The sequence below is a fragment of the Anaerotruncus sp. 1XD42-93 genome, assembly GCF_009917605.1.
Classification (GTDB): domain Bacteria; phylum Bacillota; class Clostridia; order Oscillospirales; family Ruminococcaceae; genus Anaerotruncus.
Map to the genome: position 1 here is coordinate 1 of NZ_QZEG01000069.1, position 13,526 is coordinate 13,526.

12 protein-coding genes and 1 other RNA gene are annotated in these 13,526 nt (G+C 54.8%); 8 read left to right on the forward strand and 5 right to left on the reverse strand.

Annotated elements, in window-relative coordinates:
• The first annotated feature begins 437 nt into the window (after window positions 1–437).
• Genes D5269_RS15540 through D5269_RS15560 form a run of 5 tightly spaced genes read left to right on the forward strand, consistent with a single transcriptional unit; the run spans window position 438 to window position 4,828 of the window.
• The gene (locus tag D5269_RS15540; RefSeq protein WP_120486722.1) at window positions 438–1,469 is read left to right on the forward strand and encodes a M20/M25/M40 family metallo-hydrolase; all 1,032 of its coding nucleotides are present in this window, start codon (window positions 438–440) and stop codon (window positions 1,467–1,469) included.
• Complete coding sequence (locus tag D5269_RS15545; protein WP_243126906.1) at window positions 1,466–2,482, forward strand: M42 family peptidase; 1,017 nt, start codon at window positions 1,466–1,468, stop codon at window positions 2,480–2,482. Before D5269_RS15540 ends, D5269_RS15545 begins: the two co-directional genes overlap by 4 nt.
• A complete protein-coding gene (locus tag D5269_RS15550) occupies window positions 2,479–3,267 on the forward strand; it encodes a GNAT family N-acetyltransferase (protein WP_120486723.1) in 789 nt (262 codons plus the stop codon). Before D5269_RS15545 ends, D5269_RS15550 begins: the two co-directional genes overlap by 4 nt.
• Complete coding sequence (locus tag D5269_RS15555) at window positions 3,264–4,535, forward strand: methionine gamma-lyase family protein (protein ID WP_016317636.1); 1,272 nt, start codon at window positions 3,264–3,266, stop codon at window positions 4,533–4,535. The genes D5269_RS15550 and D5269_RS15555 overlap by 4 nt, the downstream gene beginning before the upstream one ends.
• 44 nt (window positions 4,536–4,579) lie before the next feature.
• Window positions 4,580–4,828, forward strand: a complete 249-nt coding sequence (locus D5269_RS15560) for a hypothetical protein (protein WP_147408024.1) — start codon at window positions 4,580–4,582, stop codon at window positions 4,826–4,828.
• Window positions 4,829–4,972: 144 nt separating this feature from the next.
• Here D5269_RS15560 and D5269_RS15565 read toward each other — a convergent pair whose 3' ends face one another.
• Together D5269_RS15565 and D5269_RS15570 are read right to left on the reverse strand one after the other, a co-directional pair.
• Window positions 4,973–5,752: a peptidylprolyl isomerase gene (locus D5269_RS15565; RefSeq protein WP_016317637.1), complete on the reverse strand. Its 780-nt coding sequence runs from the start codon at window positions 5,750–5,752 to the stop codon at window positions 4,973–4,975.
• Window positions 5,753–6,684: 932 nt separating this feature from the next.
• Window positions 6,685–7,299, reverse strand: coding sequence for a hypothetical protein (locus D5269_RS15570; RefSeq protein ID WP_120486724.1), 615 nt, complete (start codon window positions 7,297–7,299; stop codon window positions 6,685–6,687).
• A 339-nt stretch (window positions 7,300–7,638) separates the two neighbouring features.
• Here D5269_RS15570 and D5269_RS15575 point away from each other — a divergent pair, with 339 nt between their 5' ends.
• From D5269_RS15575 to D5269_RS15585, 3 genes are all read left to right on the forward strand, one after another.
• Window positions 7,639–7,944 carry a DUF1292 domain-containing protein gene (locus D5269_RS15575; protein ID WP_016317639.1) on the forward strand — a complete coding sequence of 102 codons (306 nt, stop codon included), beginning with the start codon at window positions 7,639–7,641 and terminating at the stop codon, window positions 7,942–7,944.
• A 9-nt stretch (window positions 7,945–7,953) separates the two neighbouring features.
• Window positions 7,954–8,145, forward strand: a non-coding RNA gene (ssrS, locus tag D5269_RS15580) — 6S RNA.
• A gap of 114 nt (window positions 8,146–8,259) precedes the next feature.
• Window positions 8,260–9,417 (forward strand): hypothetical protein, encoded by a 1,158-nt coding sequence (locus D5269_RS15585; protein ID WP_147408026.1) that lies wholly within the window; start codon window positions 8,260–8,262, stop codon window positions 9,415–9,417.
• A 222-nt stretch (window positions 9,418–9,639) separates the two neighbouring features.
• Here the strand turns inward: D5269_RS15585 and D5269_RS15590 are convergent, their stop codons facing one another.
• From D5269_RS15590 to D5269_RS15600, 3 genes are all read right to left on the reverse strand, one after another.
• Window positions 9,640–11,160, reverse strand: coding sequence for a solute:sodium symporter (SSS) family transporter (locus tag D5269_RS15590; protein ID WP_016317641.1), 1,521 nt, complete (start codon window positions 11,158–11,160; stop codon window positions 9,640–9,642).
• A gap of 666 nt (window positions 11,161–11,826) precedes the next feature.
• A complete protein-coding gene (locus D5269_RS15595) occupies window positions 11,827–12,480 on the reverse strand; it encodes a superoxide dismutase (protein ID WP_120486725.1) in 654 nt (217 codons plus the stop codon).
• 7 nt (window positions 12,481–12,487) lie between these two features.
• Window positions 12,488–13,234 (reverse strand): N-acetylmuramoyl-L-alanine amidase, encoded by a 747-nt coding sequence (locus D5269_RS15600; RefSeq protein WP_120486726.1) that lies wholly within the window; start codon window positions 13,232–13,234, stop codon window positions 12,488–12,490.
• Window positions 13,235–13,526 lie beyond the last annotated feature (292 nt).

Sequence of the window (13,526 nt, forward strand, 5' to 3'; positions counted from 1 at the left end):
GCAGGATGCGCCTTGCGGGCTAGGGGTCACCGGGCGCATGTTGTTTTGGATTCCAGACCAAAACAACGCCCGTCGCTTCTCGGGCTTTCAGCCCGAAGCGCGTTTCACGCGACGCTCGGGCAGGATGCGCCTTGCGGGCTAGGGGTCAGCGACCCCTCCCCGCAGGCCCCACCCCGGTAGATGGGGAGCGCTCTTTTATCTGACCCTGATTGAAAAGTTTCGTCCACCTTTTCAAAGGTGGCGGGGTCAAGGGGCAGAACCCCTGACGCGCTCCGCAGAGCGCGGAATGCTTTATCCTGTGAAGCGCATTTTGAGGGGTGAATTGCCGTGAAGCGGCAAGAGGGGGCTTTTTGCAAGTAAAAAAGCCACCTTTCCAAAAGATTTCAAACAAATTTTCGGACAAAAGATAAAATTTTTCATTTTGGGAGATACAACAGATGACAACATCAGAGCTTGTTTTAACGCTCGCGGGCGCGCATGGGGTAGCCGGTTCCGAAGGGAAAGCTGCCGGACTTGCCCGCGGGCTTCTTTCCGCATGTGGACCCTGTGAACAGACGCCGCTCGGAAGCCTGATCTGCCGGGTATGCACCGCGCCGGAGGACAGGCCCCACATCCTGTTGGTGGCGCATATGGACGAGATCGGTATGGTGGTGACCCATATCGACGACAATGGTTTTCTGCGGGTAGGAAACTGCGGCGGTGTTGACCGCGCGACCCTGCCCGCTGCACAGATACAGGTGCACACTAAAGACGGAATTCTGGAAGGGGTGGTCTGCACCATCCCGCCCCACCTGAACCCGGACGAGTCCAAAATTCCGAAGATGGAGGAATTCAGCATTGACGTTGGGCTGGACGCGGAAACCGCCCGGGAGCGGATCCAGCTGGGGGATCGTGTTTCGGTGCGTTCAGAGGGATGTGAACTGCTCAACCGAAGGGTAGCCTCAAAATCCATCGATGACCGCGGCGGCTGTGCAGCAGTCATTCTGGCTGCCCGCAGGCTGGCGGACTGCGCACCGCTTGGCTGTTCGGTTTCGGCGGTGCTCTCCACCCTTGAGGAGGTTGGCGGACAGGGGGCAAAGACTGCGGCTGCTGCCCTCCGCCCGACCCATGCGATCGCGGTGGACGTGTCGTTCGGCTATACGCCCGACTCCCCGAAGCACAAGTGTGGGGAACTGGGGAAAGGCCCGATGATCGGGATCGCTCCTGTGCTTGACAACCGGATGTTTGAAGACCTGAAAGACACGGCAAAACGGCATGGGCTTCCGTACCAGATCGAGGTGATGGGCGGCGAGACCGGCACCGATGCCGACGCGGTTGCAGTTGCGGGGAGCGGCGTGCGCACCGGAATGGTTTCGATCCCGCTGCGGTATATGCATACACCAGTTGAGGTGGTTTCGGCAGCGGATGTGGAAGCAGCGGCAGACCTGCTCGCGGCCTATGTGATAGATACATTTGGAGGGAATGGATGATGGACGATCAAATGTTAAAAACCCTCTGTGGGCTTCCGGGGGTATCCGGCGCTGAAGAACCGGTCCGGTACGAGATTCTCAAGCAGATTGAAGGGCACTGCATCTATCGGGTTGACCCGCTGGGCAACGTCCTCGCGTTCAAAAAGGGGCGGCAGGAGCCTGTACATTCGATGCTTTTTTCGGCGCATATGGACGAGGTTGGTCTGATCGTAACCTATATCGAGGAGAGCGGCCTTCTGCGGTTTACAACGGTAGGCGGCATCGACCGGCGGGTTTTGCCGGGCAAGACGGTGCGAATTGGAGAGCAGCCCGGTGTGATCGGCTCCAAGGCGGTACATCTGAAATCCGCGGAAGAGAAGGACAAAGCACCGGCACTGGATGCGCTCTATATTGACATCGGGGCCTCCAACCGGGAGGAAGCGGAAGCAAAGGTCACGCTGGGGGACCGGGCAGTTTTTTGCACCCATTATTGCGAGATGGGGGATGGATTTCTGCGGGGCCGCGCGCTGGATGACCGCCTTGGATGCGCCCTGCTGATCGAGATGCTCCGAGGGGAACTGGAATACGACGCACATTTTGCGTTTACTGTGCAGGAGGAGACCGGCACAACCGGCGCCAAAACAGCCGCAGCCCAGATCGGGGCTGAGATTGGGATCGCGGTGGAGACAACCACCGCCTGTGATCTTCCGGATGTCCCGCCGGAAAAGACGGTCTGCGCGCTGAAAAAGGGTCCGGTCCTCTCGTTCATGGACCGCGGTACCGTCTACGACCTCGCACTCTACCGGCGCGCGCTCGAAACCGCACAGGAGAAGGGGATTCCCTGCCAGCCAAAAGCGGGCGTCTACGGTGGGAACGAGTCCCGCTCGGTGCAGACTGCCGGAAATGGGGCACAGGTTCTGGCGGTTTCGGTCCCCTGCCGGTATCTGCATACGCCGTCCTGCGTTGCCCATCGCTCGGATGCAGACAATACGCTTGCACTGTTACGGGCGTTGAATGGCGCATTTGGCGGATGATCCGGTTTGTCACCCCGGAGTGGGAAGCAGAACTGACACAGAATTGTGGACGATTTGGAATATTTGACTGCAAAATATACGCACAGTATCAAACCTATGGTGCACAAAGCGGGATTGTCGATTTCTGGCTTGTGCAGGATGCGCAAGACCGCACAGTTGGCCTACTATCGCGTCTGGAAGGGCGATTTACCGCCGCGGCAGGAGAATCGGCGGATATGGAAGAACTCTCCTGGTTTTTGCGACATGCGGGAGGCCGATCGGCAGAGGGGGAAAAACCGCTGATTGCGCGGGTTTTTCCAGGCAGAGAGCTGCTTTCTGCACCGATTCTGCGGCAGGACCGGCCACATGATTTGGAACCTGCCAACCGGCAGATTGTGGAGGCAGAGCGGCTGTCCGATGTGTTCGGCCTGCTCTGCAAATCCGACCCGCAGTTTGCGGAACAGGCGCATTACAACGCATGGCTGGCGGAGACCTCCCACAAGGTGCGGCATCGTTTGATGCAAATTTTTATACTTAAAATTGATAATCAAAACATTTCTACCGCAAGTATGATTTATCTTGCGCCTAGGCGCGCCATACTGGCTGGAGTAGCAACCGACCCTGCCTGGCGCGGACAGGGATATGGACGCATGGTGGTCGAGCATACCTGCGGTGCGGCGCATCGGCAGGGACAGCAGCCGTGGGTATTGGCGGCAAACGATGGTCTCGAAGCGTTTTATATTGGATGCGGTTTTTCGCCAGCCGGACGCTGGGCAAGGGCCGAATGGGAAGGGGATAACGGATGATCGAGCATTTTTTTGAGGTAAGCCCATACATACAGGAGCAGGCGGAACGGGCATTGGAGCGATGCTCAGGGGCATTCGCGCGGATTGAGGAGATCAGCGAATATAACGCGGCGAAGGTACTCGCGGCGTTTGGACATCAGCATGTGAGCGAAAGCCACTTTGCGGGTTCAACCGGCTACGGATACGGGGACCGCGGTCGGGAAACGCTCGACGCAGTGGTTGCGGAGATTTTTGGCGCGGAGGATGCACTGATCCGGCACAACTTTGTATCAGGCACCCATGCAATCACCACTGCACTGTTCGGGGTTCTTCGTCCGGGTGACCGGATTGTCTCGCTGACCGGCCTGCCCTATGACACCCTACAGCCGGTACTGGGGATTGTCGAAGGAGGAAGCGGGTCACTCCGGGAATTCGGGGTGATCTATGAACAGTTGGACCTGCTTGCGGACGGCTCCCCTGATTATGACGGGATTGCGCAGGCGGTTTCTGGGGTAAAGGTAGCCTATTTGCAGCGTTCACGCGGCTACTCGCTGCGGGAGTCACTTTCGATCGCCCAGATCGAGAGAATCTGCGCATTGGTGCGGCGGGCAAACCCGGACGCCATCCTCATGGTGGACAACTGTTATGGAGAATTTGTCGAGAAGCAGGAACCGACCCAGGTAGGCGCGGATTTGATCATCGGTTCCCTCATAAAGAATCCGGGCGGCGGGATTGCAAAAACAGGAGGCTATATCGCCGGACGGGCCGACCTGATCGAGCAGTGCGCCTGCCGCCTGACTGCTCCGGGTGTGGGCAAGGAGGTTGGATGCACACTGGGGGAAAGCCGCGGGATGTTTATGGGACTGTTCTTCGCGCCCACAGTGGTTGCGTCGGCGGTCAAGACAGCGGTGTTTGCCGCCGCGCTGTTCGAGCAGCTTGGGTTCCCGGTCTATCCCCGGTTCGACCAACCGCGCGCCGACATCATTCAAGCGGTGGAGCTGGGGTCAGCCAAACGGCTGTCTGCATTTTGTGCAGGTGTGCAGCGGGGCGCACCGGTTGACGGATTTGTCACCCCCGAGCCGTGGGACATGCCTGGGTATGACAGCCAGGTGATTATGGCGGCGGGTGCCTTTACGATGGGTGCGTCGATTGAACTTTCTGCCGATGGCCCCATGCGGGAGCCTTATGCCGCATGGATGCAGGGGGGCATTACCTGGCCCAGCGGAAAAGCCGGGGTGATTCTGGCGGCACAGTCGCTGTATAAGGCCGGGGAGCTGCCAGAGGGATAAGGGATTTCCTGTGACGCCCTGTCGGCAGATTTCCGCACGATTTTTTGAAACATTGGAAATCCGCAAAGAATGCCGGTATTTTTGAGGCTTTGACAGCCGATGGTGCAGTTTCTAAAAAAGATGGACAGCAACAGAATTTTCTGTTGCTGTCCATTTTCCGTTATTTTTATGCTGGCGAAAGACCCGCCCAGACAATGTCGAATGGTTGTGAATACGGCTTCTTAGAACCTATTCAGCATTTTATTTATGCAAGGGGGCTTTTTCTCTTGCAAAAAGCCCCCTCTTGGCTCTGACTGCAAGCCAAAGCCAATTCACCCGAAAAAAGCGCTTCCCAGGATAAAGCGTTCCGCCGCGTATGCGCGGCGGCGGGGGCTCTGCCCCTCGCCCCCGCGATTTTTTGAAAAAAATCGAGTAAAACTTCAGCTGCTGAACAGGCTCTAAGAGATCACAATACTCTCGATGAGGATATCCTCGGTGGGGACATTTTCCTCCGAGCGCGGGGAATTGGCAATTTTTTCAACCACGTCCATCCCCTCGACAACCTGTCCAAAGACGGTATCCTTGAAATCATAATTGGGGATACCGCCATATTTGACATACCGGTTGATGACCTTTTCAGGGAATCCGCCTGCCATCATCTCCTGAAGCAGCTCATCACTGATCATCGTATTCTGAATGATGTAAAATTTGCTGTCATTGGTGTCGCGCAAGCCGCGGTTATCCATCGCCAACGCGCCGTTGAAGTGCCAAAGATTGAGGCTGTATTCATCCGCAAAGCGGGAACCAAAACTGCTCTCCCCACCCTCTCCGGTGCCCTGCGGGTCGCCCGCAGCCGCACGCACATTGGGAAGGACTTCGTAAAATTTGGTATTATTGTAATAACCTTTCTCCGCAAGTGCGATGAAATTTTCGACTGCCCTGGGGGCCTCCTTCGCATAGAGGACTGCCTTGATCTCTCCGAGAGAGGTCTTAATGGTAGCGTACTTGGCATCTCCATCCGCACCGCGGAACTGGATCAGGTCAATCGAAGATTCATCAATTTTGTTGTTATGAATCTCGATTTCCTGCGGGGTGACAGGCATAGGCCCTTCTACCATCGGGGTGGGATTGGAAGAAACCTGACTGCTCTCCACCGGTGCAGGCTTAGTGGTTCCACAGGCAGAAAGACACACAAATGCAGATAAGGCTACGCATAAAAGGAATGTGATCTTTTTCATAGGACAGTCACCTCCGTAATCCAAAAACAATTTTGGTGTAATAGACATCGAATCGGGAATGAACAGGATATACACGAACAGTTCCTATATTATACCATAATCGCGGAGCGATATGGTATAATTGGCCATCGGGACGGAAGCAGGCTCTGCCTGCGCATCGTCCTGGCCATAACTCGGGTATAATAGCTGTTTTGCAGCTATTATACCACAAAAAACCGTAAAATCAATCGCTGTCCACAGAATTGTTACAATTGGGAATACGGATGGCAACCAGCGCATGTTTCTCAACAAGCAGAAACGCCGCCGGTTGTCACCGGCGGCGTTGTATTTTATTTTTGGAAGCTAGCACATGGGATTTTACCATTACCACAACTGATACAGAAAAACCATCCTGTTTTTGCGGTATTCCCTTTCTGAAAGATGTGAAATCTATCTGCAAGTAACATCAAATCGAACTGGCCGCTGTTACCTATACGGCAAGATGGTTTATGCGTCTTGTTGAGATAGAAATTCCTTTCACTCACTGCTTTGGGACTCTGCGCCTGCTTCTGACTGTTTTTTCCGGATATTTACGATAGATTCGCTTATTTCAGGATTCTGTTGCCGCGATTACGACCGACCCTCCAGCCGCCAAACTGCAACCTCTATCTCCTGTTTTCTGAATTCCGGATTAAAACCGGCATCCCGGCGCACAGTCCCAATTTTTTGATGCGGGACTATTCTGCTCATCGTACATCGGAACCACCGCCTTCCTTTTTTCTATGGCTTTATTATAGCGCAGATCAACGACAAAATCAATGGTAATTATCAACAATTATTATAAAATTATATATGCAATATACAATAAAGGCCGTTTGCTGGCAACAAAAGCGGTTGTAGTTCAATATTATGAAAACGCCGCCGAAAATACCGGCGGCGTTTTATTTTTAGCATCAAGTGGATACTGTGATACTACCACTATTCATAACCAAATTGGCACTATCCCCATTTGTAACATTTACAGAATACTCTCCTGTTCCGCTAATCGCAATTCCAACTCGGATTTTTTTGCTAGGTATAGCTTTAGTAGCTAGCACTTTTCCATCAGGAAATATTTGTCCCGATACAGTTGAATTTTTAGGAGTAGTTGCAAATGTAGCCTCCATTAAAATCGAGCCATCATCCTTAATATAAAATCCCGTTCCAGAAGTAGCAGTATACTTTGTGGTCGTTTTAGCCTTGATGGTGTTTTTTGTCAAAGAATATGTGGTTGCTCGAGGAACAGGAGATGCCGCCACTATTTCTACTGGAAAACAAGAAACTTCTATGGAAGAACGATTTTTGAGGGCAGACTCTATAAATGCTTCTTTATCCAGAGTTCCATTTTTTATCTGTTCTTTAATTGTAAAAAATTCTGCTTCAGAAACCGCTTTGTCATATCCATCCACAATCGCGATATATATATTGGCCGTTTCATCATCTGACTTGGCCGAAGCCGGAAGAACAAGAGCAAATAACATGGCGACAGCAAGAACAATGCTGTATAATTTTTTCTCAAATTTCATCATTACATCTCCTCTCCTTGTAAATCCATTTTCTTAACCATTTACTAAACCAACGGATTTGGATCAAACCCAACCGCCAATGTACATACCATAATATGCAAACTGGCTTACACGTTACACATCAAAATCACCCCTTTCCTTTTTATTGTTTTATTATATCACAAACATGCTGTAAGATCAACAGTTACAATAAAAAATAAATATATAAAATACGGACAAGAATCGTTGTTGACATTTGGCAAAAGATAGATTATTATGTGTAATGTAAATTGCGGAAAGAATTTACTAAGGGCGCAGCACTGAAAAACAGGCATAAGCCGCCGCAAAAGGAGAATCATGTATATGGCGGACAATGAATATGGGCCAGACCTGCTGACGCTTGTGGATGACGAAGGCCAGGAGCACGAATTTGAGATTGTCGATTCGATCGAACACAACGGCGGGCAATACGTCGCGCTGGTGGCCAATTACGACGATCCGGACGAATCGCTTCAGGATGACGGCGAGCTGGTGATCCTCAAGTCGGTGATGGATGACGGCGAAGAATTTCTCGAGGCGATTGAGGATGAGGCTGAATTTGATGAGATTGCCGCGATTTTTATGGAGCGGCTGGAAGACCTGTTCGACTTCACGGAAGAGGACGAATAAACCATAAAAAGATTCCTGCTGTATGCGACAGCCCTGCCTAAAATACTCCGATAACTGTATCTAGGGAGTTTCGATTCGGCGTAGGATTGCAGACCTCCCCCCCTTGGGGAAGAAGGGAGCATGAGGCCGCTGAGAGAGCGTACCCACTCTGTCATACGACGGGGTTTACAGCCGGCAGGGCATCGGTACAGCGGGGATTTTGTATTTTTTGGCAGAAAATGCCGCAGGAACCGGCCCGCGGTTCCGTTTGTATATCCACCATTGGTGGAAAACGATCCGCCAAAGGGATCTCTTAGGGCGGAAAGGGGGAGGCGGATGTTGTTTTCATCGTGGCAGGACCGCTACCGGATGCGGTGGGAGCGGTTCTATACCTATGTCCGCACGACCCCGTGTTCGGTGGCAGAATGCCGGGATGATGCCGTTTTTTTCACTGCACCGCCCGTACGGGACCTGCTCGATCTCTGTGAGCAGCGCTCCGAGCTGGCCAATCATCTGGTAGCGGATCTGGGAAACCATCTTACGGAGCTGGACCCGTTTCGTGCGTGTCTCTGCGGGTTGCTGATCGGCCGGTATGGGGAGCGGGGCGCTGGCTCCGCGGATGCTGATCATGCATTGGCAGGCCGGTTTCTGTACACGCTGAATGCCTGCCTGCAATCTATAGAATTGATATGTGAGCGGCGCAGTATCCCTGTCGAGAAACTGCTCGACAGACCGGAAGCGCTTCCGCACTGTCTTTGCGCCCTTTTTGCGACCGATCCGGAGCCGGCTATGGCATCATTCGGGATGGGCTCACTCGCAACCGGATTGCTCTCCCGGCTTGCGGCAAGCCGGCCGTTGCGCGACCGGCTCCGGCAGGAAAAACAGGTGATTCCATTTTGCGAAGGCTTTGGAGAACTGTTTGACCCTGCACTCGTCTCCCTGCCGGGGCTGTTAAATATGGCGGAGGAAGGGACGGTTATCCTGCTCTCGCTGGAACGGAGGGTGGGTGTAGAGGCCGCATTCCGGCAGGTGGACAGCAATTTCCTGCTCTTCACCCTCTTGCAGAACCTCTTCCATCGGGAGGGGCTGCTCGAGCGATTCGGCGCGCCTAAGTTTGTCTATGATCCCGTACTTGACAAACTGTCCCGGCATCTGCCGCTTTCGAAAAAAGAACGCGTCCCCGATCTGCTGGAGGACAATGCCGGCTTTGATTACTACGCCCCATCTGCCTTACGTGCGGATGGACGTTTTGATATCCTGCATCTCGTGTGGGGAGAGGGCAGCCCCTGCACGCTTCCCCAACTGGACGGGAAAAACCTGCTTCTGCTCGCCCCGCTCACCCTGCCGCGCCGCTGGGGGGAGGAATTCATACTTGGGAGCCACCCACAGCTTCGCCCTGCCGCCACGATTACCCGCCTGCTGGACGAAGCGGAGGTCGCCGCGTTGACAGCCCGCATACGCACTTTGAACCTATCAAAGACTGGAAACCAATAGAGATTTAAAAGTTCTGGCCTCCGGATTCCTGCAAAATGGAAAAGGAGGCTTTTTTCTTGCCTCCTTTTCCACTCTTTTTACTTTTGCGCGACAGGTGAGAATTCCATCCGCGGTATCGTCCCTGCCTCCGCAGGCATCCGCCTGCCGGACAATGAGCAACGGCAGTATTCTAAAGAGCCTGTATGTGCGCGGCCTTGGACCCGCCGCATGGGCCTATATCGGCTATTCAGAAACCTGATTGAGCATATGCTTATGCGGCGCAGAGACGGTTACATCGTAACAGGAGAACGCAGAGTCGAGATGTTCCTTGGGGAGCTTGGGCGTGACAAGGCTGACGAGCGGGGCGACAAACAGGGATGCCACGATCGAGATGGCGCCGGCGGTGGTGGGGGCGGTGAATGGCGCGAAAAGGTTCCAGAGGTTGATGCCGATACCGGTGACAAAGCATGCCCAGACGCCCGCAGCGGTTGCGCCTTTCCAGAATAAACCGTACGCAAACGGACCGAGGAACGACCCGGCGAGCGCCCCCCACGAGAGGGACATCAGGGTGGTGATAAGGCTGTTGGGATTGAGCGCCAGCACAACCGAGAGTGCCACAAAGAAGATACAGAGTGCGCGAATCCAGATGAGCTGCCGCTTGTGGTCCATCTCCTTGAAGAGCAGCCCTTTCAGGAAATCGAGGGTGAAGGTGGAGCTGGAGGTGATGACCAGCGAAGAGAGGGTGGACATCGACGCCGAGAGCACGAGGATCATGACCACACCGATCAGCAGGTCGGGCAGGCAGGAGCCGAGCATCTCAGGGACAATATTGTCAAAGACCGGCTTGCCGCCCTCCGGAACCGGATAGTAGAGCCGTCCAAACGCACCCATGAAGTAGCTTCCGCCCGCAATGACGAGGGCAAAAAGGGTGGAAATGATGGTCCCAGCCTTGATGGACTTTTCATTTTTGATCGTGTAGAATTTATGTACCATCTGGGGCAGGCCGAGGGTACCGAGGCTGGTCAGGACAACCACTCCCAGCAGTCCGATGGGATCAGGGCCAAAGAACGAGACAAGCGCGCCGTTCAGATTGGGGGCAGTCTCGCTTGGAATCTGTGAAAGCTGGGCGAGTGCCGCCGGGAAACCGCCGCGTCCGTTCAGGATCGAAACCACAACCATCGAGATACCGGCCAGCATGACGATCCCCTGTACGAGATCGTTGAGCGCAGCCGCCATATACCCGCCGGCCACCACATAGATGCCGGTCAGGACTGCGATGCCGATCACACACCATTTGAAATCCAGCCCGAACGCCATTGCAAACAGCCCGGAAAGGCCCTTGTAGACCGAAGCGGAATAGGGCACCAGGAACACGAAGATCAGCACCGACGAGACGGTCTTGAGGGATTCACAGCGGTAGCGTTTGGCGAAAAAGTCGGGCATGGTGGCGGATTCGAGATGCTTGGTCATGACACGGGTGCGCCGTCCGAGCAGCACCCACGCAAGCAGGCTGCCGATCAGCGCATTGCCGATGCCGATCCAGGTGGCAGCGACGCCGAAGTTCCAGCCGAACTGGCCCGCGTAGCCGACGAATACAACCGAGGAGAAGTAAGAGGTACCGTAGGCGAACGCGGTAACCCACGGGCCGACATTGCGTCCACCGAGAACAAAGTCCCCGACGCTGGCGGCATTTTTGCGGCAGTAGAGGCCGATAAAGATGGTTACGGCAAAAAAGAGCAGGATCATCAGGATTTTTTCAAACATAGGGGTACCTCCTTTTGGCTTGGAGGGCAAAAAAACCGCCCTCCGGAAAATGGTTCCAGAGGACGGGAAAACCCGTGTTACCACCTCGGTTCACGGCAGCTTCGCAGCCTGCCGCCTCAGCAAGTACGCGCAAAAACAGCGGATACTCCGGCGCGTTAACGGGCGCATCCCGTCGCAGCCTACAGGGGGACGGCCCGTTCGGTGCGCGGCTACCACAGTGTATTCAGACCCGCCCGCCTGCCGCGCCTCTCATCTTCCGGCTGCTTTCTGTGGAGCAGAAAGGGTCCTACTTTTCCATGGTCACTGCTTTTGGAGTTTAAATGGATGATGCTATTTTAACAGATAAAAGCGGTAAAGTCAAGGCTTTGCCTTGCGGCCTGTTTGCTTTTTTTCAAATGTATTGGCGCTCCCACTCCCGCTTAACTTGCTGTTTGAGGCCGTATCCAAACGGCGGGGATCCTCATAATTTTTTACTCCGCTCCAATGCGAGAAATCCGTCCGTTTCTCTATTTTCAAACAAGCCCTAAACCAAAAATTTCGCCAGCCTTTGCTCCGGCCCAAGAGCCGCCTTCGGCGGTTGGCCTCTGCACGCCGATCTACGCGCTAAGTGCCGCCTTCGGCGGTTGCGCTCCGAAACGCTCGCTGCGGCTCGCAGTGCGGGGGCAGTCAAAGGCTGCGGGGTCGAGAGGCAGAGCCCCCGCAGCAGGGCAGGAAATTTTCCTCCGCGAACTCCCAGTCTACCAATCCCCACCAGCAGTCCAGATAGGATTCCCGCCGGTTCTGGTGGTCCAGATAATAGGCGTGTTCCCAGACGTCGACACAGAGGACCGGCCGCAACCCGCGGGAGAGGGGCGTCTCCTGATTGGAGGTGGAAAGGACGCTGATTCCCCCATCCGGACAGGCGGCAAGCCAGGCCCAGCCCGATCCGAACTGGCTGAGGGCGGTCTGGGTAAAGACATCGTGGAACCGCTCAAACGACCCATAACACCGGTCGATTGCCTGCGCCAGACGCCCAACCGGGCCGGTTGATTTTCGGCATCCGGTCATGCCGTCAAAATAAAGCTCATGGGAATAGACGCCGCCCGCATTCCGGCAGACCGCTGTCCGGATCGATGCGGGGATCATGCCGGGATTGAGCAGGAATGCTTCCAGGGGCTGGCGGTGGAGCTGCGGACAGTTTTCGAGGGCCTTGTTGAGATTTTTCACATAAGCAGCCTGATGCCTGTCATGGTGGATCGCCACTGTCTCCGGGCCCAGGCAGGGGACAAGCGCATCACAGGCATAGGGCAGCGGCTCGAGCTGGAACGGATAATGGCTCATGGTGCGCCTACCTTTCTATCAGCTTGATATATCGGCTGTCCGCATAGCCAACATTGCCGTAATAGTTTACGACATACCAGCCCTGCCATTCCCCAAGGACGGTGATGGGGTTTCCATCCCATGCGCGGGCGATCACCCGGGAGAGGGTACTGGGACGGGAGCGGATATTCAGCCATCCGCTCTGCACATCGACCTCCCCTCGGTAGGCGGGCTGCGCGGGCACGAACGGGATGCCAAAATATTCGGTCAGGGAGAGGACGACGTTCTGGGCGATCTTGGGGATGTTGGTGCGGATCCAATCGGCATCCTCCGGGTTGTCGTGGTAGGCGAACTCAATCAGAACGGCCGGTGCGCGGGTTTTGGTCACTTCGCCCAGGCGCGTTGTGGTCAAGGCCCTGACCTGATCGGGAATGGGGTAGATGTCCCGCAGATTGTCGGCAATGATCTCAGCTGCACGCTTTCCCTGCATACTCATCGGCGCATAGTAGACCTCGGTGCCGCGCCTCTGACCAGCCTCGACCTCTGGGGCGGCATTGGAATGCAGTGCAAGGTGCAGATCGTAGTTGCCCTGGTTTGACTGAACAATCGAGCTGGCCGCAGTCATATCCGGCGTGTTCCGGACATACCGGATTCCGCTGGAATTGAGGAACGGAACCATTGCATCGGCGATCAGGTTCATGTAGTATTCTTCATTGCCTCCATTGACATAAGGGTTCCATTCCTGGGTGCTGGGGCTTAAGTAGATAAGTGGCATTTGTGATCCCTCCTGTATGTTCCGGGCCTGTTTGAAACGGGGGAAACTGCTGTTTTTCAAACATTCCCTGCTGTTCCAACCTATGCGGGACCGGAGGAATCGGTGAGGTATTGGGAGTATGGCGAGGAGCGTTCCCTCAGTTTGCCTTGCGAGCGAGGGGTCAGCGACCCCTCCCCGCAGGCCCCTTCCTTCCGGGCTGGGTGCCGCTTTTTTCCAAAACGAAAGTTTTACTCGATTTTTTCCAAAAAATCGCGGTTTCCAAAGGCAGAGCCTTTGGTCGCTCATCGCAATG

Bases quoted from the DNA above. Each gene is read 5' to 3' on its own strand.
- D5269_RS15585 (WP_147408026.1), top strand. From the start codon at position 8,260: ATGTTGTTTTCATCGTGGCAGGACCGCTACCGGATGCGGTGGGAGCGG.
- D5269_RS15540 (WP_120486722.1), top strand. From the start codon at position 438: ATGACAACATCAGAGCTTGTTTTAACGCTCGCGGGCGCGCATGGGGTA.
- D5269_RS15545 (WP_243126906.1), top strand. From the start codon at position 1,466: ATGATGGACGATCAAATGTTAAAAACCCTCTGTGGGCTTCCGGGGGTA.
- D5269_RS15565 (WP_016317637.1), bottom strand. From the start codon at position 5,752: ATGAAAAAGATCACATTCCTTTTATGCGTAGCCTTATCTGCATTTGTG.
- D5269_RS15590 (WP_016317641.1), bottom strand. From the start codon at position 11,160: ATGTTTGAAAAAATCCTGATGATCCTGCTCTTTTTTGCCGTAACCATC.
- D5269_RS15555 (WP_016317636.1), top strand. From the start codon at position 3,264: ATGATCGAGCATTTTTTTGAGGTAAGCCCATACATACAGGAGCAGGCG.
- D5269_RS15570 (WP_120486724.1), bottom strand. From the start codon at position 7,299: ATGATGAAATTTGAGAAAAAATTATACAGCATTGTTCTTGCTGTCGCC.
- D5269_RS15550 (WP_120486723.1), top strand. From the start codon at position 2,479: ATGATCCGGTTTGTCACCCCGGAGTGGGAAGCAGAACTGACACAGAAT.
- D5269_RS15575 (WP_016317639.1), top strand. From the start codon at position 7,639: ATGGCGGACAATGAATATGGGCCAGACCTGCTGACGCTTGTGGATGAC.
- D5269_RS15595 (WP_120486725.1), bottom strand. From the start codon at position 12,480: ATGAGCCATTATCCGTTCCAGCTCGAGCCGCTGCCCTATGCCTGTGAT.
- D5269_RS15600 (WP_120486726.1), bottom strand. From the start codon at position 13,234: ATGCCACTTATCTACTTAAGCCCCAGCACCCAGGAATGGAACCCTTAT.